15 protein-coding genes are annotated in these 18988 nt (G+C 47.4%); 13 read left to right on the forward strand and 2 right to left on the reverse strand.

Annotated features, from left to right (window positions below; all coding sequences use genetic code 11):
• Positions 1-153: 153 nt before the first annotated feature.
• The 8 genes from SPIBUDDY_RS05220 to SPIBUDDY_RS05255 all read left to right on the forward strand — a co-directional run bounded on the left by SPIBUDDY_RS05220 (position 154) and on the right by SPIBUDDY_RS05255 (position 13437).
• Entirely contained in the window at positions 154-1140 is a 987-nt protein-coding gene (locus tag SPIBUDDY_RS05220) for an ABC transporter substrate-binding protein (protein WP_013606713.1), read from the forward strand.
• A gap of 68 nt (positions 1141-1208) precedes the next feature.
• Positions 1209-2327, forward strand: a complete 1119-nt coding sequence (locus SPIBUDDY_RS05225; protein WP_041380592.1) for an ABC transporter ATP-binding protein — start codon at positions 1209-1211, stop codon at positions 2325-2327.
• Between the two features lie 56 nt (positions 2328-2383).
• Positions 2384-4072 carry an ABC transporter permease gene (locus SPIBUDDY_RS05230; protein ID WP_041381106.1) on the forward strand — a complete coding sequence of 563 codons (1689 nt, stop codon included), beginning with the start codon at positions 2384-2386 and terminating at the stop codon, positions 4070-4072.
• Positions 4073-4121: 49 nt separating this feature from the next.
• On the forward strand, positions 4122-5387 hold the full coding sequence (locus SPIBUDDY_RS05235; protein WP_013606716.1) for an AGE family epimerase/isomerase: 1266 nt from the start codon (positions 4122-4124) through the stop codon (positions 5385-5387).
• A complete protein-coding gene (locus tag SPIBUDDY_RS05240; protein WP_013606717.1) occupies positions 5377-6975 on the forward strand; it encodes a phosphomannomutase in 1599 nt (532 codons plus the stop codon). Before SPIBUDDY_RS05235 ends, SPIBUDDY_RS05240 begins: the two co-directional genes overlap by 11 nt.
• A 194-nt stretch (positions 6976-7169) precedes the next feature.
• Complete coding sequence (locus SPIBUDDY_RS05245; protein ID WP_013606718.1) at positions 7170-7913, forward strand: 6-phosphogluconolactonase; 744 nt, start codon at positions 7170-7172, stop codon at positions 7911-7913.
• Positions 7914-8039: 126 nt separating this feature from the next.
• Positions 8040-10718 (forward strand): EAL domain-containing protein, encoded by a 2679-nt coding sequence (locus SPIBUDDY_RS05250; RefSeq protein WP_155816069.1) that lies wholly within the window; start codon positions 8040-8042, stop codon positions 10716-10718.
• Between the two features lie 16 nt (positions 10719-10734).
• On the forward strand, positions 10735-13437 hold the full coding sequence (locus tag SPIBUDDY_RS05255) for a tetratricopeptide repeat protein (RefSeq protein WP_013606720.1): 2703 nt from the start codon (positions 10735-10737) through the stop codon (positions 13435-13437).
• A 134-nt stretch (positions 13438-13571) separates the two neighbouring features.
• Here the strand turns inward: SPIBUDDY_RS05255 and SPIBUDDY_RS05260 are convergent, their stop codons facing one another.
• Positions 13572-13844, reverse strand: coding sequence for an RNA recognition motif domain-containing protein (locus tag SPIBUDDY_RS05260; protein WP_013606721.1), 273 nt, complete (start codon positions 13842-13844; stop codon positions 13572-13574).
• Between the two features lie 327 nt (positions 13845-14171).
• Between SPIBUDDY_RS05260 and SPIBUDDY_RS05265 the strand changes: the two genes are divergently transcribed.
• The 3 genes from SPIBUDDY_RS05265 to SPIBUDDY_RS16150 all read left to right on the forward strand — a co-directional run bounded on the left by SPIBUDDY_RS05265 (position 14172) and on the right by SPIBUDDY_RS16150 (position 15767).
• Positions 14172-14564 (forward strand): (deoxy)nucleoside triphosphate pyrophosphohydrolase, encoded by a 393-nt coding sequence (locus SPIBUDDY_RS05265; protein WP_041381112.1) that lies wholly within the window; start codon positions 14172-14174, stop codon positions 14562-14564.
• A gap of 56 nt (positions 14565-14620) precedes the next feature.
• Positions 14621-15502, forward strand: a complete 882-nt coding sequence (locus SPIBUDDY_RS05270; protein WP_013606723.1) for an alpha/beta fold hydrolase — start codon at positions 14621-14623, stop codon at positions 15500-15502.
• A gap of 97 nt (positions 15503-15599) precedes the next feature.
• Positions 15600-15767, forward strand: a complete 168-nt coding sequence (locus tag SPIBUDDY_RS16150; protein WP_013606724.1) for a hypothetical protein — start codon at positions 15600-15602, stop codon at positions 15765-15767.
• 46 nt (positions 15768-15813) lie between these two features.
• On the opposite strand, the gene SPIBUDDY_RS05275 is transcribed toward SPIBUDDY_RS16150, so the two are convergent.
• Positions 15814-17142 (reverse strand): COG3014 family protein, encoded by a 1329-nt coding sequence (locus SPIBUDDY_RS05275; protein WP_013606725.1) that lies wholly within the window; start codon positions 17140-17142, stop codon positions 15814-15816.
• 190 nt (positions 17143-17332) lie between these two features.
• Between SPIBUDDY_RS05275 and SPIBUDDY_RS05280 the strand changes: the two genes are divergently transcribed.
• Positions 17333-17944: a penicillin-binding protein activator LpoB gene (locus SPIBUDDY_RS05280; protein WP_013606726.1), complete on the forward strand. Its 612-nt coding sequence runs from the start codon at positions 17333-17335 to the stop codon at positions 17942-17944.
• Between the two features lie 8 nt (positions 17945-17952).
• Positions 17953-18978: an LPP20 family lipoprotein gene (locus tag SPIBUDDY_RS05285; protein WP_013606727.1), complete on the forward strand. Its 1026-nt coding sequence runs from the start codon at positions 17953-17955 to the stop codon at positions 18976-18978.
• Positions 18979-18988: the final 10 nt, after the last annotated feature.

The following is an 18988-nucleotide window of genomic DNA, read 5'->3' on the forward strand; positions in this document are numbered from 1 at the left end:
TCTTTGGAAAAATATCTATAAAAGAAAAGTTGATATACGCTAATAGATAAAAAAAGAAAAAATAAAACTTGCGTTTTCTTTCATGTCGTACATATACTATGGAAAATTTACTTTCTTGGTTTCAAGAACGTACCAACACATAGGAGGCATGGTATGAAAAAAGCACTTATTGTTTTGTTCACTTTGATTCTCTTTTTCAATCCCTTGTTTGCACAAGGTGCAAGTGAAGAGAAAAAAGTTGACAAGCTCACCATCTGGAGTGGAGCCAGTGAGGATGAGGCCGAAGCTCTCGTAAAGAAGTTCAACGAGAAACAACCTGGAATTACGGTAAGCATCATTCGGGCTGGTTCTGGAGAATTGGTGAATCGTCTCTATTCTGAGCAGCCGAAACCTGATGGAGACATTCTCTTGATGGTTGCGAAGGAAAACATGGAACTAGCCTATGATTTCCTAGCCCCGTATAAGTCAGTCAATCATGCAAAGATTGATGTCTCAGTACGCGATAGCGCAGATGTACCGAGATTCTACGGGTCCTCAATGCCGCTTCAGGCAATTATGGTAAATACCAATCTTCTTAAGAGTTCCGATTATCCGAAATCCTGGGCAGATCTCGTTGATCCCCGCTATAAAGGTGAAATCATTTTGGCCAATCCGGCTCTTTCCGGCTCTGCATACGCTCAGGTGTATATGCTACACAAGCTGTATGGAAATGAGTTCTTGGCAAAGCTCGCCAAGAATGCAGTGTTCACAGCAAGTTCCACAGCAGGTCCTGAATCTGTTGCCCGCGGAGAATATGCCATCACTGTCACCGGTGAGTCCAATATCGGAAAATACATTGGTGAAGGTTCCCCAGTTACCTATGTATATCCTTCAGAGGGAACTGGTGCGCGCTTTGATGCTACCGGTATCATTGCAAACGGACCCAATCCCGAGGCTGCCGAATTGTTCATGGACTTTATCACCAGCTTGGAAGCTTACGAGATTATTCGTTCGACTCGTAACAGAAGAGTCGTGACAACCGAGCTTCCTGGTCCTGCAAATTTGCCTGCGCTCAGCGAAATCAAGTTGTTCCCCTATGATGATCTTGAAGCAAAGAACATCAAGGAAACCTTGATCAACGATTTCTCGAATATGATGTAATGCACATTCCTGCCTGGGTTTTACCCCAGGCAGGAACAGTTAAGAATCTACAGGAGTACCTACCAATCATGAGTCTGAACCTGACATATACACACGTGAATAAAATCTTTGGGGAACAGTCAAAGAATCCCGTACATGCTTTGAAGGATGTTTCCTTTGCTATCGAACCCGGTGAACTCTTTTGTCTTCTTGGTCCTTCCGGGTGTGGTAAAACCACGCTATTGCGTTCGACGGCCGGCTTGGAGTCGATTACTGATGGTCAGATACTCTATGGCGATAAGGATATGACCCTTATCCCTCCCTTCAGAAGAAATATCGGCATGGTATTCCAGAGTTTTGCTTTATATCCTCATATGAATATTTTTGAGAACGTAGCCTATGGGTTGCGTGTCAGGAAAACACCCGATGACATCGTCAGAAAGAAAGTAACCGAAGTAATGGAGTTGGTCGGACTTACCGAGGAATTGAAACGGAATCCTTCTCCCACCGGGCTCTCCGGTGGACAGCAGCAGCGTGTAGCGATTGCACGCGCTCTCGTCTATGATCCAGATATTCTGTTGCTTGATGAGCCGCTTGCCAATTTGGATGCCAAACTTCGCCGATACATGAGGGCGGAAATTCGAAGAATCCAAAAAGCTACCAACATTACTACCATTTTTGTTACTCATGACCAGGAAGAAGCGATGGCTATCGGCGACAGGCTTGCTGTGTTACGCAAGGGTGTAGTCGAACAGATTGGTTCTTCCAATGAGCTCTATACCCGGCCGAACAATGCGTTTGTATCCAATTTCATTGGAAAAATGAATTTCTTTAATGCAAAGCTGACAGGCCAAGGAAAAGCTACCATCGAAGGTACCCAAACCGAAATCTCAGTCCATCCGGAAAATGTTCGATTCAGTACCAACAAGGGTGTCGCGAATGGATCTTCCGTTCTACTTGGTGCGCGCCCCGAACAGTTGGAGATCTGCAAGGAAAGAACATCGGAAGGAATCAGGGGCACTGTTCAGATAATTCAGCATCTGGGGCAGTTTGTACGGTATGAAGTAGTCTTGGATGCGAGCGTCAGCGAAGTCTCTATGGAAATTGATATGCCCTATATGGTAGAGGGTGTTTTTGAGCGTGATTCAGTATATGTAAAAGTGAAAGAAGGTTTGCCGTTCCTGTTCCTGCCGGAGGTTCGAAACTAATGAAAACAACGAATTCAGCACCTCCAATCAACATAAAGGGGAGTGAAGAGAAAAACTTGAAGAAATTTTTGCAAAAAGATTTCACTCCCTATCTTGTTTTTGCAATTCCCCTTGCCTTCATGGCAATTTTTCTCGTCTACCCGATGGTGGTTACCATGCTCAGGGCATTCATGCCTTCAGGTAACAAACTGGTACTGGGAAACTTCTCTCTGCAGGGATTCACCAAGTTTTTTGAAAGTGCGATGTACCAAAAAGCATTGCTAAACTCTTTCATCGTAAGTCTTGCTGTAACATTTTTCTGTGTTTTGATCGGTGTTCCCATGGGTTATTTTGTTGCTCGTGTGAAAATGCCCTGTAAGAATCTCATGCTGAGTTTAGGTATTCTCCCAATTATTATGCCTTCCTTCGTAGGCGCATTTACCTGGGTCATACTACTGGGCAGGCAAGGGGTTGTTCGTCACTTCCTCAATTTCATAGTTACTCCTCTGGGCATAGAAATTCCGACAATCTATGGTATGTTCGGTATGATTCTCTGTATGACTCTTACGTATTATCCGTTTGTATTCCAGTTATCCTATGGCGCTTTTGCTTCCGCAAACTCGTTGTTGGAAGAAGCCGGAATGTTGATGGGAGCCGGACGATGGCATATTTTTAAAACCATTACCTTCCCCTTGATTCTTCCCAGCCTTGGCGCCGGAGCCCTTTTGGTTTTTGTCAGGGCAATCGGGAACTTCGGTATTCCCGCAATTATCGGTGGAGACAAGTACGTACTTCCTACCTTGATTTATTTCCGGGTCAATGGGTTTTGGGATCTCAATGGTGCTGCATCGATTGCCGTGGTCAATGTATTGATTACAGCTTTGGTCTTGTATCTCCAAAAAAGGGTAATCAATAGACACGAGTATGAGACAATTTCAGCGACCCACTCAGAAATAAAGCTGCATGAGGGCAAGGGTATCAGAATTATTGCCATAGTGTATTGCGTCATTATCCTTGTGGTCTCTCTCCTGCCTCAGATTACCATCATCGTGATGTCATTTTTTGAGAAGTGGGTAGGACTTTTCCCTGAGGGATTCACGTTCAGAAACTATCTTCGTATCCCTCAATACTCCAACAAGGAGCTCTTCAATACATTCTACCTTTCCATTCTAGCAACGGGATTGGCCGCGATTTTGGGAAGTCTCATTGCCTATATTACAGAAAGGAAGAAGCCCAAGGGAGCGGCTTTGCTCGATTTGTCGATCATGGCTCCTTTCATCCTTCCTGGAACCGTTGTATCGGTTGCATTGCTTTCGGCTTTCAGCGGTAGCAGTCTGATTAAGTTGACTGGTACCTATACCATCATCGTGATCTCCTATATGGTTCGCCGCACGCCGTATGTATACCGTTCCGTAGCGGCCAGCCTTTCGCAATTGAATCCTTCTCTTGAAGAAGCCTCCACAATTGCAGGAGCAAACTGGTTCTATACGTTCCGCAGGGTCAGCGTACCTCTTATTATGCCTGCGATTATCAGTGGATCCATTCTCACGCTCACTACGTTGTTGCAGGAATTGAGTACTACTATTCTGCTGTACAGTTCACGAACGAGAACCGTTCCAATCCAGATTTATGGTGCTGTAGCTGATGGTAAACTCGGAGAAGCAAGCGCGCTCTCGGTAATTTTGTTGGTAGTCGTATTCGGCATAGTCTACCTGATGAATCATAAGCAAGGTAAATCCATTGCTTCAAGTTTCAAAATGGGTTGACCCGTACCTTGGTACCGGAGACATCTCCGGTACCAAGCTAGGAAGTAATATGAATAACGATTTCCAATGGTTCAAGGACCATCTACAGTCTCAGGTTCTCCCGTTTTGGGAAACCGCCTTTGATGATGCATACGGTGGTGTCTTTACGTGTTATACAAATGATGGGAAGCAAAGGGTTTCAGAAGATAAATTCACGTGGTCACAAGGAAGAATGTTGTGGTGTCTATCGTTTCTCTTGGGTCATGCTCAGTGCTCAGAGGGAATTGATGACGCCACCCTTCTGCAATACAGAAAACGTTGCGATGCCTTATTCCATTTGCTGAACGAGAAGGCTCTATTGCCCGGCGAGGATGAAGTCTGTGCTTTTTTGCTCGATCGGAAGGGAAATCCAAAAAAGACCGGTTCTCATGACAGTCTGTATACCAGTATGTATGCCGATTGTTTTGTGATCATGGGATTCGCCCGCTATGCCCTGCTTGTAGAAAGCCAAGATATTGCCCGTACAGCTCTCGGCATCTATACAAAAATGCAGCAAGTCATGGCAAGGGGAATTATCAGGACTGAACCCTATCCACTTCCCCCCGGCACTAGTGCTCAATCGATTTCCATGATTATCTGCAACACAGCACATGAGCTGGCTTTAGCGCTTCAGCAGCTGGGGATACCTGAAGCTTCCCGGGTCAGGATGGATGCCCAATCGGCGGCACATTCAGTTCTCCAGGTATTTGCAGACAATCAAACCATGCAAATTCGTGAGGTGGTCTATCAAGATACGCACAAAAATATGGATTTACTGGCCCGACATCGCAATCCCGGACATGCAATAGAATGTATGTGGTTCTGTCTTGATGCCCTTGGTGACGAATACAGAGAGGTTCTTTCTGCATTTGTCCTATCGTCATTGGAACTGGGATGGGACAAAGAATGGGGAGGCTTGTTTCGCTATGTGGATACTGATGGGGGAGAACCGAAAGGGGAGTGTGATGGCTCCGCATTCTCTCAGTTGGTTGCATCCACATGGGAATTGAAATTATGGTGGCCGCATGTGGAAGCCCTGTATGCCTGCTCACGTTTTTATCAAGCTACCAAAGATGAACGTTTCTTTGTTTGGTATGAGCGCTTGAAACAGTACACCTATACCACCTTTCCTTCTGACAAGGGGGAAGAGTGGATTCAGATTCGAACGCGGATCGGTATACCCCTGGAGCGTGTAGTCGCTCTGCCGGTAAAAGATCCTTATCATATTCTGCGTATGCATTTGCTTATGCTGAATATGAAAACAGATTATTCCAAGGAAATCGACCATGAGGTATGAAGAATTATCGGAAATAGAACGAAAAGCTCTGAACACGAGTATGTTCAAAGCCTATGATATCAGAACTAAAAGTGCAGAACTCCATGCTCCTTTGATGGTCCGTCTCGTCAAGGCCATTGGGAGGTACTTTATCGAGGTCTTGCAGGTGTCTTCTGTGGTTGTTGGAAGGGATGCCCGACTGGCCGCTCCTGCTTTGCTCGAGCTTGCCATAGAGGTGTTTGCTGACTTGGGGTTGAATATTATCGTCAATCCATTGCAAATTTCCACATGTCAGTTTTATTTCAGCTGCATGCAAAACCCTGAGTCAGCGGCAGTCATGTTTACTGCAAGCCACAATCCAGGAACCTATATTGGCATGAAATTGATGGCCCCCGGCCTTCAGACTTTAGCAATGGATAGTGGTCCTAAAGGTGGCATAACCTGTATCCGGGAATTCTATTGCGAGGATGACAGATCGATACCTTCTGCGAAGAGCAGAGGTTCTGTGAAGGTACATCGGTACCTGGATGCTTTTATTTCATATTCCCTGAAATTGGCCGGGCTTGAGAAAGACTCCCTAAAAGGTACTTCCATTCTTATTGATTACCTGTGTGGAGCTGCTGGTACAGAGGTTACCGAGGCGTTGCAGTATGCAGGTGCAACCGTGCGTGCAAGGAATCTGATTCCCGACGGCAGATTTCCGGCAGGAGATCCAAATCCCATCATTGCCCAAAGTATCAAGCCTACATGGGATATGATGAAAAGTGGCAACTATGATTTTGGCTTCTGCTTTGATGGGGATGGTGATCGCATGGATATCATGACCAAGGAAGGGGAACAAATTACCCCTTCTTTCAATCTCTCCATCCTGATACCTCAAATTACCGATTTTTTCAAGAAAGTCCATGCAAGTGGGTTTTTTGGAACATGCGCTTGGGACCCTCATATGTATTACGATGTCAAAGCAAATCCTCTTTCCGTTGTGTATCAAGCAAAATGTGGCATTGGGGTTCATATCATCCGAAATGGACATTCGTTCATCAAGGAGGCACTCCGAAAGAATCTCAAGCAGCAATATCTTGTTGCCAGCGAAGAATCAGCACATTATTATATGAATTTCCCGTTCAATTTGGACGACTATTCACAAGGTTTTGCTGCAACAGAAAATACCTTGTATTTCACCTTGCTTACCGCAAAAGTGTGGGCGGCTTCTCCCCAGCTCTATACCCAAGCCTTGCAACGGCAACAGAGCATTTTCAGAGAAAGGGAGTGGCCTTGTCATTTCTTCTCGGATGAGTATTTGGAACCTGTCGTGAATGAAGTGGAAGACTTGTTCCGCAATCAAAGTTTGAAGGTTTTTACGGCAATGGAAGATGGCAGCAGTCTGGATGCAACGCTTATGCGCTACGGTCTTGCCGAGCACATTGATGCAAAAACGGACTTGGGTGGCGATTGGCTTCAGATAGCCCAAAGAATCAGCCGAAGTGAAGAGGGAATGGCTCGTTGGGAAGTTGCGTCCAGCAGCGATCAGCGATGCAAGCAAGCAGTTGCACAAATAAAGGGCATTACCGATCGATTTGTCAAAGCGGACCTAGCGGTCTACGAATGAATTGTAGGAGGGTCTGGCATATGCTCACCCTGCTTCACCGGCAGCTTCGCCACGTGCGACCGGCTCGCTTGCTGTGGGCAAGCAGGCCGACCTTGTGATCTTCGATGAGGGAATCGATGTCAAGCGTGTCTTTGTCAGCGGGATGGAAGTGCCCGTTAGGAACTGAACATACCAACTATGATTGAGGAGCGAATATGAGTATTACCATCACGATTGCGCAAAACCCGCAGGAGCTGGGAAAGCGGGCAGCCAAGAAGATAGCCGAACTGCTATGCGAGGCGATAGCCCAGAGGGGGGAGGCGAGGATCATCCTGTCCACGGGGGCGAGCCAGTTCGAAACCATGGAGGCCCTGACGGCCGAGGATGTCGACTGGGCCAAGGTGGAGATGTTCCACCTGGACGAGTATGTCGCCCTGAGCGAGAGCCACATCGCGAGCTTTCGCAGGTACCTCAAGGAGCGCTTCGTCTCCAAGGTCGGGCTGAAGGCTGCCCACTTCGTGAACGGGGAGGGGGATGTGCAGAAGAACATCGCCGCCCTTAGTGCAGAGCTGAGAAGCAAGACGGTGGACGTGGGTGTCATCGGCATCGGGGAGAACGGGCACATCGCCTTCAACGACCCTCCGGCGGACTTTGAGACCGAGCAGGCCTACAAGGTGGTGGAGCTGGACGGCCGCTGCAAGCAGCAGCAGGTGGGCGAGGGATGGTTCCGCAGCATCCAGGATGTGCCGGTACAGGCGATCACCATGTGCCCCAGGCAGATCCTGTCTGCAAGGCACATCGTCTCCTCGGTCCCGCATGCGGTAAAGGCTGAGGCGGTGTACAACACCCTCACCAAGGCAGTGGATCCGATGGTTCCTGCTACCTTGCTGAAAACCCATGCGGACTGGAATTTGTTTATCGATTATTACTCTGCTTCCAAGTTGGTGCCTCTGACATAATCTATTAATCGAATCAAAAACTCTTGGAATGTAGCAATATATTCCAAGAGTTGCGTGCATTCAAGCTTCCTCCCCCACCATAGCTGTGGTATCCTTACCCCATAGTGATTCATCCTCCTTTGGGGTGTGAGTAAGGGAGAAGCAATGGTCTTTCAAGGCAAGTCGCCCAAGCGCATTCTTCGCTTGATGCTCCTTATTGTCCTTCCACTTGCGGTGGTATGTTTCACCCTGCTTCTCGGTTATGAACAATCCGTCATAGCACAGGCCTCCCTGAAACTGCAGGCAGAACAGCAGCGAGGGACACTCATCATTACAAACCAGATAGAATCGGTGTTCTCCCAGTATGTCTCCGATCTCTTGGTTGTCTATAATTCGAATGAATTCTCTCGCTATGCCCAAGAACCAAATGAGGCTACTCTCTTGGATTTTGCCAGGCTTTTTGTCCGTATTACGACCCAGAAAGAGTATATTTACCACCAGCGATTCATTGACACCCAAGGAAAAGAACGTATTCAGGTGGATAGGAATCCCGGTAGTTTCATTACACTGGCTAGTGATGAGGAGCTACAGGACCTTGGAAAGAGTGAACTCTTTCTCCGAACTCGCAATCTTGCTCCCAGGGTGCTCTATATATCCAAAGTGTTCGATGAGGATGGTGTGTACGGCACAAGCAATTCCCTTATCACCCTCGCCCTTCCTGCATACCGGGGATCGGTGTTTTTAGGAATTGTAGCCATCGATTTTGATGCATGTTTCATGCTCTCCTTTTTGAAAGACTATCAGTCAACCTTGGATAAGGATCTTGGTTTTGTCCTCATCGATGCGCAGGGAACCGTGGTTTTGAGCGGCCAGGGTGATTGTACCGAGCTCTATGCCACCGATAGGAATCTCTATGCTGAGGTACCGAATCTGCTTACCGCCTTGTATGCATCAGATCAGGGAACCAGCATTATTGGGAAATCGGTATATACTCATCAGGCGATCTATCCCAGAACCAGCGAGCGTCTCTCCTGGACGCCTGGAAGGGTTCGGCTCTGGACGTTGGTCAGCACGTATGAAATTGCCGAAGTTCCCCACCTGACTCATGAGTTCCTGCTCTCCCATGACTCCGTGAAATATGCAATCACTGCATTGGTATTCATACTAGGAAGCCTCTTGGTTGTTTTCTATCAGATTCGTGTCGGGGATAAGCAGCAAATGCGAATAAGTTCCTTGGTTGCCGATTATGCAACCAACGGCATTGTTGTTTGTGATGCAAAGGGAAATATCACCTTTTGCAACGAAGCATTTGAGGAACTTTCAGGATACCAGCAGAATGAACTCATCGGAAAGAGTTCTTTTAAGCTGCGACAGGATTTACAGGTAGTCGCTCACACGCGCCAACAGATGGAAGAGCACCCGGCATGGGTGTTCCATCGTTCTGGAAACAAATTTTTGACCAGCCTTTCGATAACGCACCTCTATACGCGACAGAATAAACGCGAGCATACCGTTGAGGTGTACAGCCCTTCGCGATGGACACCTTCGGATATCAATCAGCTCTGTGAGTTGGCCAATCACGATCCTTCGCAATGCTTCTCCACAATTTTTTCCTTGGTCAGCGAAGGAAAGTCAGTTTCCTGTCTTTGCATCAAAGTGCAGAACAGCAAAGAAATCGGCATGCAGCTCAATCAAAGTGAACGCGTCAAATTTTCTCTTAATTTTGCTTCCACGCTCTCAAATCTGCTTGGTTCGACACTAGCAGTGCATGCGTTCTCATTTGATTCTTATTTTGTCTTTCTTAAGGATTGTGAACTTAACGAATCCCTATCCAAGAAAATGCAATTGCTGATAAATGCTTTCCAAGAGCCTTTCAATACCTTGGATATCCGCCTGGACTGTGGAGCTTCCAACTATCCATCCACATCCTCCAATGTATTCGACCTTTTGGTGGATGCCTATCTGGCAAGCCAGATGGGAGAGAAACTAAAGTCTGCGCGACCAGTATTCTATACAAGCGAGGTTCGCAAGCAGTTTCAACGACAGACTGCCATTCGGGAAGCGCTCGTCGGTGTCTTCAATACAGACCAAATCAAACTGTTTTATCAGGCGCAACTCTCCGTGCAGACAGGACTGATAATTGGCGCCGAAGCTTTGATTCGCTGGGAAAGTCCCACACTGGGTACCATTCGACCAGATGAGTTTTTGCCCATACTCCAGGAACAGCAACAGCTGGACCAGTTGGGACGGTTTGTCATTACCCAGTCCATCCAATTCATGAGTCAAAATCTTGAGTATCTGCAAACAAATTGCCCCAATTTCTCCTTGTCCATAAACCTGAGTCCTGAGGAGTTCTCCAATCCTGTAATTATTGACCTATTAGGATCACAGCTCAGGGAGTACCACATTCCAGACAACTTCCTGACTGTTGAGTTGACCGAGCATACGGCCATAGAAAATCTCACCTCGGCAAATTTCATTTTGGAAAAGATGCATGCACAAGGAATTGCCATCGCAATCGATGACTTTGGCACCGGCTTCTCCTCGCTTTCCTATCTTATGGAACTCTCCATCGACATGATTAAAATTGATCGTTCCTTCATCTCCCGCTATCCCGATTCACAGTCGATTACCATCTATAAAACAGTGTTGCTCCTGGCCAAGGTAGTAGGGGCGACCGTTCTTGCAGAGGGTGTTGAGAGGAAAGATGAATTAGCGTTCCTCAAAGAGATAGGGTGTGATCAATATCAGGGATACCTCTTCTCCAAAGCAGTCGATGGGGCCACGTTCCTCAAACAAATTGAACAGGTGAACCAAAAAACATAAAACCAAGAAGGTGATTATGCGAAAAAGTTTGTTGCTTTGCGCATGTGTGTTGGTTACGGGGTGCTTATGTTCTGCCACGTTGGATTACCGACAGCTTATGGCTGGGTATGGTATGAGTGAAAGTGAAATAGACATGGCAATGCAGTACATGGACAGCGAGGATGCGGCTATACCTGAACAGGAACAAAATCCTCTTGTCCCCCCAATACAAGAACCGTTGGGAGAAGACTATCAGATCCCCGAATTTGATGAAGCTTATAAAGAACTATTGCTGCAGCAAGCTAAACAATTCTATTTTCAGTTGAACAATAGGCTTACAGCACGAGAGAAAATTGTATTACGTTCCCTCTTTCCTCGTGACCCTACCTTCGATGGACAAACTTCGGCTGGTTTTGACATCCAGAAGACATCGTTGATGACAAGCACGTTGCTAGCTTGTGCTACTTCCGGTCGACTGTCTGCAGCTCTTTGTACTGCGGCTTTTTCCATTTGGCCTGATGACAGCCCCATCATTTCCAACTATGCACTTTCCCTTGCCGGTTTGCTGGAAATCGGGGAATCCCTTGCACTGGATGAGGACGAGATTCTCAGCATTGCCTCCTATGCGCTTTACTGCTCCCTCCAGCATGGACAGTACACTCAATCGAGTATCCGACGGTTGTTGAACTTGGGCCAGTTGTATAATCGCTTTGATCGATATGATGAGGCTCTCGTGGTATTGGAAAAAGCCTACAAACTTGATTCTACGGATAGTGAGGTATGTACCGCCCTTGCGAGTGTCTATCAAAAACTGGGCAAAACACAAAAGGCGAAATCCTTGCTCGCTCAAAAGCCATTTCTTCCCTCAGCATCGATGCAACAGAATAAGGCTATCAAGGCTGAGACGGAGATCCTTACTGAATACATCGGGTTGGGAGCAGGTGTCCCCATTGAAGCTATGGAGCCGGCGTTTCCTCTTCTGGAAAACCAAGAAATCGTGACAGCGGCTGATTTTTACAAGGATTTGATCCCTCAGGAAGCGGAAAGGGTGAGAAGATTTGTCACCTCGCTTGCCAAGCAACAGACCTACAAAATCCCCAATCCGGTTATTCTCACCCAATACGCCACCGTACAAGCCGTCAACGCTCCGTTGGGAAGCAGCGCCTTGGTTGAATTCACCCAAGCTCTTTCCATATATGCAGTAAGAAGCGTTGCTGTTTCGGTTGCCTATCAGTCCAAAATGTTCAGGAATTTGGGCATTGAGTTCCGCTTGAAAGTCGACCCTGAGAAAATGCTTGCAAATCCCCAAGCATATGAGGATTATACCGAGGATATGGTCATTGAGTTTGATGACAGTGCTCTCCAAGAGAAAATTGCTGAGTTTGAATCAGCTGCAATGGATTTTGAATCACTGCTACAGACAAGGAATCTTGATGCCATGATGGGATCTATGACACTGTTCGATCCCAGCTACGGAATCTTGAAACTGAAACCGCACGAATTTGCAGATGCCCAGAATATAATCTTTCAGCAGCAGAATTTCCTTGCTATGCAGCAGGTGTACCAATTTTACCTGTCCTATATAGGAAGGCTGACTTTGGAAACGGTCAAGGCAGTCCAAGAGAGCCTACATGCATACAATGAAGCGTACAAGGCAATTGCTCTCAAGGAAGAAGCAGATCTAAAAAAGGCTGAAGCAATCGAGAATGATGATCAGCGTGCGATTGCGATTCATCGGGTACATACAAACTATGTGCCGCAGTACAATGGAATAGCGAATCGCTACTTCAACCAAGCTACCAATGCATCCGTTCCCGCCTACAAGAAATTGGAGAAAGTAGTTCAGCCCATGTATCAGAAAGTCTTTTCCCATATCCTTCTGATCAGTGATCCTGAGGTAAGGGAAGAGAAGGAATTAATGCTTCGTTCCCAGATTCTTACGTACGTGACCATAGCTCTTGAAAACATCCTCACCAGCTATGCCGGCTACGAGTACAGGGATGCCTGGGATTGCGGGTGTTCCATCGATGCCATCCGAGCGGCATCTGAACGGGAACAGAAGGAACGGGAGAAAGTCGACAAGGAACGCGAAGCGCGCGAGCGCATCGCCAAGAAACAGTTTGAATCAAAAGAGATTCCGCCAGCCTCACCGCTCTATCAGAAATTGGATTCCTATGGAACAGATCTTTCAATCCCGTTTATTCCCACCTTGAAGGGAAGGATCAGCTGCGCTCGCACCGAGGCCACGTTCACCGCTGATTTTTCACCGGTTGGAGGGCCTAACCTGGACTATACGTTCAGCCAAAGCGCCAACAGCGGAGCAACAAACCATAGCGGAGGCATGAGCATGGAGCTTGCCGACGGTAAGGCATCCCTTTCCCTGCGGACCTCCGTTTCCACCGATGGAAAAGGTGTGGTGACAGACTATCAATTCAAAGGAAACCTTGATGTATCAGCTTCAGCCGGGCCAGGGAGCATCGGCGCCGGAGCCCAGGCCTCCTATGGATCGCAGACCGGATGGCAAAGTGATGTACAGGCCAATGCCTCGTTGGCCGCAAAAACCTTTGCAGGTTCTGCTTCAACTGGATATACCACTTCGGTGAATGGCGGTAGTGCTTTGACAAGTTCGTTTGAGCGAGATCAGAATCCCATGCAATCTCTGAGTGAAAGTGCCCTTGGGAAGTTATCCGAAATTGATGATGCTCCTAAACCTATATGGTCAGGGAAATTCACTGAATGACGGTATACTGTAAACGATAAGGAAAAATATATAAAATACCGAGTAGGGAATAAAAAGATTTTCTCTTGTCTTTGATGAATCTCTATAAAAAAGGGAATCCCGAAGGATTCCCTGATGTGCTCGATCAAACGCTTTTAGTAGCGGTTGAAGCTCGGGCGGGGCTTGGCAATAGCTTCGTTGACACGAAGATTGCGACCACCGAAGTCCTGGCCGTCAAGCTGGCTGATGGCAGCGATTGCAGCAGAATCGTCTTCCATCTCTACGAAACCAAAGCCCTTGGGGCGGCGGGTCTCGCGGTCAATGATGATGTTTGCACTCAGTACGGTGCCGTACTGTGCGAACAGGTCGCGAAGTTCCTCTTCGCTGGTGTTGTAACTCATGTTACCAACATAGATTTTCTTTGCCATTCAAAGCATCCTTCACAGGCCATTGCCTGTACTATAGAGTATTTGCTCTTTTTGGCGCAGTCTCGAACGTTTAACCTGTCTGCTAGTGGGATTCAGTGAAGAACGCATACATACAAAGATAGGATAAGGGACTAGCTGCAACACAAAAACCAAAGCAAGTGTACGGTAGCATGCCCAAATACTCTTGTCAATGAAGCCTCTTTGGTACTTTAAACATTTTATGCAAATATGTAAGAGAAAACTACGGCAATGTAAAAAGAAAGCATTACCGTAAGGAGAGACAGCATGCAACTGGTAAAGAATTGTGTTAGTTGGTACCATGTTTCTATGAAACACATCGAAGTTGCAGCGGCAGTTTTGATTGAAGACAATGCAGTCTTTGCAGCACAACGAAGCAATAGGGGCCCACTTGCCAAACGTTGGGAATTCCCCGGCGGAAAACTGGAAATAGGGGAAGATGGACGTTCTGCCATTGTCCGTGAAATTGAAGAGGAACTGAATACCCGTATCGAAGTCGTCAGGTTCCTGACTACGGTAGAGCACCAGTATCCAACATTTTTCCTTACCATGCATGCGTATCTTTGCCGAAGACTCGATGGACAGCTTGAGCTATCGGAACACATTGCATCCGCCTGGCTTGGAAAAACCGACCTGTATGGTCTTGATTGGGCGGAGGCAGACATCCCTATCGTCAGGGCAGTCGAGAAATTACTCACATAGTTCTTCTTGATTCCCTACAGGATCTGAAGCGATACTTTGTGTATGGAGAGGTTGGAATGGAAAATGTCCTGATCCCTTCTTTCGACAAGTTCTTTCTTTCCTGTAATCTCTATCGCTCAGACAAGCCCAAGGCAGTCGTGCAGATCATCCATGGTGCTGCAGAATACAAAGCGCGGTACCAAGAAGTCGCCACCTTTCTGCAAAACGAAGGGTACTGTGTGCTCGTCAGCGACCAGAGGGGGCACGGAGAATCTACTGATGCTCATTTTGTGAGAGGCTTCCTTCCTTCTGTTGAAGTCTTGGTACAAGACCAGTGGTACATTACCCAGTTTCTAAAAGAACAGTATCCTGTTTTGCCTATCCATCTATTGGGCCACTCTTTCGGGTCGAATGTAGCCCGTCTCTATCTGGCTTCGCACGATGAGCAGCTAGCCAGTTTGGTAATGACCGGCTCGCCCTGCTATGTGCCGGGTATCAGTTTGGGTATGAAACTGGTAAAGCTGTTGATGGTTTTCCTTTCGCCGAACGGCTATGGGTTCATATCAGGAAAGCTTACCACCTCTCCTTCCCTCAAATGGGTATGTTCCGATCCTTCTGTCGTTGAGGAACGCCGCATCGACCCCTACCGCAAAAATTTCCGCTATCAATTGGCATCTGTGTATACCATTTTCGATTCAGTGAAAAAGTTGCATGCCTGGCCTTTGTATGAAGCAAAGAATCGCTCGCTTCCCATTCTCTGCATTTGTGGGGCCGAGGACCCTGTTCCCGGTTATAGCAAAGGATTGGCTGACACCCAGGCTTCCTTGAAGCGGATCGGGTATGAAACGTTCTATTCCAAGGTGTATGCAGGTATGAGACATGAGGTACTGATGGAAAAAGAGAAAGAGTTGGTATTCTCGCTCATAGCGCAGTTCCTGGAAAAAGGAAAGTTGGGGTAGATGGCTTGACGTTTGGCCTTCTTGATACGATGGTATAAGAAAGGATTGTTTTCTTTCAGGGCAACGCCCGATTTCATCTTGTAAGGAGTGATGGATTATGAGAAAGAACACACGAGACACAATCAGAAGACCCAAGGACTGGGAACGTGACCCTGCGTGGGATGCTGATTCAAAAGAGGTTTTTACAGAGGGAGTCAACAAGCCTAAATCCAAAACAATAGAGAAAGAAGAGCTATTTGAGGCAGATTTAGGAGAAGATTCCTAACTACAGTTGATACGGTATCCTCCTCCCAAGAAATTGGGAGGATTTTTTATAAAGCATAGTAGGCTTCACTGAGATTCAGTGTGCCCTGTTTCACAGCTTGGTTCGGCAGCACCATGGTATGCAATACGCCGCCGGTTGCATTGAGGAATGAGAATTCAATGTCATACAGTCCCGGTTCAAGGTCGATGGAGCCAACCCAAGCCTCGGAGGGGAGAAAATGGGTGGATCGTACATCAGCTCGCTCAGAGACATCCTGGGCAACGCGGAAAATGAGGCCCAAAAGCTCCTCGGCAGCTGTAAGTTTGTCATCCTGCTGTATCACAGAATCATAAATGGCGATCCCCACGGCTTTTGACATGGCACGCAGGACGGCTTTTGTTTTGGTCAGTTGGCTTTTTGAACGGAAGGTATCGATGGCTACTGCACTCATGGACTCTATCTTTTGCAAAGTAGCTTGTGTTTGCCCGTTTGCCTTGACTTGGATGCTTTGCACATTGGAAATTCGTCCGACCAGAACGGGGTAGGCAATTTTGGCCTGGTTGGTCGGGCCTAGATATACATACTCCCATCGTTCCTGCTTCAGGGGAGCCTGTCCGTTGAAGGAGATGAGATGCAACCGCTCTTTACCCGGTTCGGGTTCCTTTTGCTCCAAAGAGGAGGGAAGGGCGAATCGATACAACTGCGGCTGTGAGGAAAAAGCGTGCTTTACTTGCTCTTTGGCAAAGTATGAGGAGGACTCCTCACCCAACGATTGTGCTACCAGATATGCAAGGTAGTTGATCAACGCACTGGTGGAGAAGGACGAGGCGTACGACTCGGTAGCGATGCTGCCCAAGCCTTGCTGGGAAGCATATTCTCGGGCCTGTTTGCTGTATTGCTCGTATTTCTGTTTCAGGAAGGCTTGTTTTTCCATGCTGCGGTTCAATTCAACCAAAGCGGATTCCTGTTCACCGAGGGCGATGAAGTTCAAAGCCTTGAATAGGTTCAGGTAGATATCCTCATACTCCTCACCTTGATAGGCCTTGGTATTGTCGTTGAGCACATACGAAGCGAGGTTCGCCGCAACGCTCTGGGTGTAGGCTTCGCGGATGAGGCGCTCGGACTCGGAGAGCAAGAAGTTCGACTCGGTGTAATTTTTATTGAGGCGGGCAAGAAGGCCTAAATCATAATTCACTATGATTGGTCCCTGAGCCTTGAGCAGACTGGGTGCTTGCCCCTGGAGATTCTGGTAGGCTTTTTCATAGTTGCCCTGTATGACATGGTGTTGTGAACTGGAGAGGTCGATATACGAGGAACATCCAAGAAACAAGGTTGGGCAAAGCAGGAGCAAGCAGAGTAAGCGTTGTATAGAAATCGTGCGGTGTGTAGTTCTCATACCTTGGCTTGTTCCCCTCGACATGGCCACAATGTAGCATTCTTGTCTCATGCACGCAACAATACAATACGGAAAACGAGGGGTATTTGTCTGTTTAATTGACCACAATCCTACACAATACAAAACTTATCTGGTACACTTGGTAACCAAGTGGACCTATTGTGAGTTTTTACAACGAGGAGAGCCTGAAATGAAACGAACCTTGTATGGGAGCCTGTTGCTCATTGGCGTGATGCTGTTGCTTCTCTCCTGTCAGTCTGGTGTTTCGGTCAACCGTCTCAGTTCTGATACTGACATCGATTTAAGCGGCAACTGGAATGATACGGATATCCGCATTGTCTCGGAAGCCTTGGTGGAGTCGAGTTTCTCCACACCTTGGATTACCCAGTTCCGTATGAAGCATCCGGGTAAAAACCCCGTGGTGATCGTAGGGACCTTTCTTAATCGCAGTAGCGAACATATTGATACCTCCATAATTGCCAAACGGTATGAGATGGCTCTCATCAACTCAGGCAAGGTCGATATGGTTGCCGACCAATCCTTCCGTGCTTCTGTACGTGATGAGAGGGAAGAACAGCAGTATTTTGCCAGTGAGGAGACTGCCAAGGCTTTGGGTAAGGAGATTGGCGCAGATTTCCTTTTACAGGGAGCAGTACGAACCAATCTTGACCAAAGCGGAAAACAAATGGTCAGGACCTATTATGTCTCTGCCGAGTTGATCGACATTGAGACCAACCGCAAGGTGTGGGTTGGTGAAGAGACCATCAAGAAGCTCATCAAACAGAGCAAATACAAGTTCTAGGAGGTCCGATGACCAAGCTTGGCAGATTTTCGGTCCTTCTTTTGCTTCCACTCTTGCTTGTCTCCTGTACCATGCTGGGTTACTCACGCTCAGGTGAGCCTGCATGGATGCAAAGTACCTATGATGGGAAATTCAATGAGGCGACCTACCTTTGTGCCGTCGGTTCCGGTTCAAGCAGGGAACGTGCTGTAGAGTCAGCCCTTTCTTCGCTGTCGCAGATATTCAATGCACAGGTCCGTTCGGTTACCGAAGTAACCAGTCTTTCCAGCCGCGAAACAGATACAGCAGGAAATGTGAGTTTTGCCGAATCCACAGATTTGTTGGATATCGGACGTGTTGCTTCCAATACCGAGCAAATCATCGGTGCTGAGGTTGTCAGCACGTATACTGATGCAATGGGTCGTGTCCATGTTCGGGTGGCCTTGCATCGCAAGCGCACCGCACAGCTCTATCAGAATAGAATCGCAGAACTCTCCACTGCATTGGCACAGGCTCGGACGAAGAGCGCTCTTGCTTCCGATTCCATACGTTCCTATGTGTTGTTGTTGCAGGCCAAGAGCCTGGCGAGGGAACAACAAGGTCTGTATGACCAATTGCAGGTATTGCTCAGAGAGCCGCAGCGGCAGGTGTTGCTCGGCTATGAAATGGAACTTGCCACTCTTGCCCAGCAGATCCAGATCAAGGTGGACGTTGTCTCCGATGGTGCAAGTACTCCTGTTTTGCAGGCTGCGTTCGAGAAAGGCTTACAGGACTTCGGCTTTAGGATTTCTGAACAACCATCCGGTCCTGTTCTCTTGGTGCATTATGAGGTTCAGCCTCTTAGCATGGCTGACAGCCCGTACCGATATGCCCGCTACAACCTTTCTGTTCAACTTAAGCATAGTTCCCAAACCTATCTTTCTTATGAAAAAGGCGAACGGGAAGCGGCTCTCTCGGAAGTGGATGCTGTGGCAAAAGCCTTGCGTTCGGCAAGCAACAGCGGTGTTGAAGAATTCTTTAGCCTCATGCTGACAACGGCAGGGGATGAAACGTAGTTGGAGGTTT

This window comes from Sphaerochaeta globosa str. Buddy (assembly GCF_000190435.1).
Lineage (GTDB): Bacteria > Spirochaetota > Spirochaetia > Sphaerochaetales > Sphaerochaetaceae > Sphaerochaeta > Sphaerochaeta globosa.

What these genes read in the sequence shown, in the direction of transcription:
- SPIBUDDY_RS05220 (WP_013606713.1), top strand. Translation starts at nt 154, where the DNA reads ATGAAAAAAGCACTTATTGTTTTGTTCACTTTGATTCTCTTTTTCAAT.
- SPIBUDDY_RS05225 (WP_041380592.1), top strand. Translation starts at nt 1,209, where the DNA reads ATGAGTCTGAACCTGACATATACACACGTGAATAAAATCTTTGGGGAA.
- SPIBUDDY_RS05235 (WP_013606716.1), top strand. Translation starts at nt 4,122, where the DNA reads ATGAATAACGATTTCCAATGGTTCAAGGACCATCTACAGTCTCAGGTT.
- SPIBUDDY_RS05240 (WP_013606717.1), top strand. Translation starts at nt 5,377, where the DNA reads ATGAGGTATGAAGAATTATCGGAAATAGAACGAAAAGCTCTGAACACG.
- SPIBUDDY_RS05245 (WP_013606718.1), top strand. Translation starts at nt 7,170, where the DNA reads ATGAGTATTACCATCACGATTGCGCAAAACCCGCAGGAGCTGGGAAAG.
- SPIBUDDY_RS05255 (WP_013606720.1), top strand. Translation starts at nt 10,735, where the DNA reads ATGCGAAAAAGTTTGTTGCTTTGCGCATGTGTGTTGGTTACGGGGTGC.
- SPIBUDDY_RS05260 (WP_013606721.1), bottom strand. Translation starts at nt 13,844, where the DNA reads ATGGCAAAGAAAATCTATGTTGGTAACATGAGTTACAACACCAGCGAA.
- SPIBUDDY_RS05265 (WP_041381112.1), top strand. Translation starts at nt 14,172, where the DNA reads ATGAAACACATCGAAGTTGCAGCGGCAGTTTTGATTGAAGACAATGCA.
- SPIBUDDY_RS05270 (WP_013606723.1), top strand. Translation starts at nt 14,621, where the DNA reads ATGGAAAATGTCCTGATCCCTTCTTTCGACAAGTTCTTTCTTTCCTGT.
- SPIBUDDY_RS16150 (WP_013606724.1), top strand. Translation starts at nt 15,600, where the DNA reads ATGAGAAAGAACACACGAGACACAATCAGAAGACCCAAGGACTGGGAA.
- SPIBUDDY_RS05275 (WP_013606725.1), bottom strand. Translation starts at nt 17,142, where the DNA reads ATGAGAACTACACACCGCACGATTTCTATACAACGCTTACTCTGCTTG.
- SPIBUDDY_RS05280 (WP_013606726.1), top strand. Translation starts at nt 17,333, where the DNA reads ATGAAACGAACCTTGTATGGGAGCCTGTTGCTCATTGGCGTGATGCTG.
- SPIBUDDY_RS05285 (WP_013606727.1), top strand. Translation starts at nt 17,953, where the DNA reads ATGACCAAGCTTGGCAGATTTTCGGTCCTTCTTTTGCTTCCACTCTTG.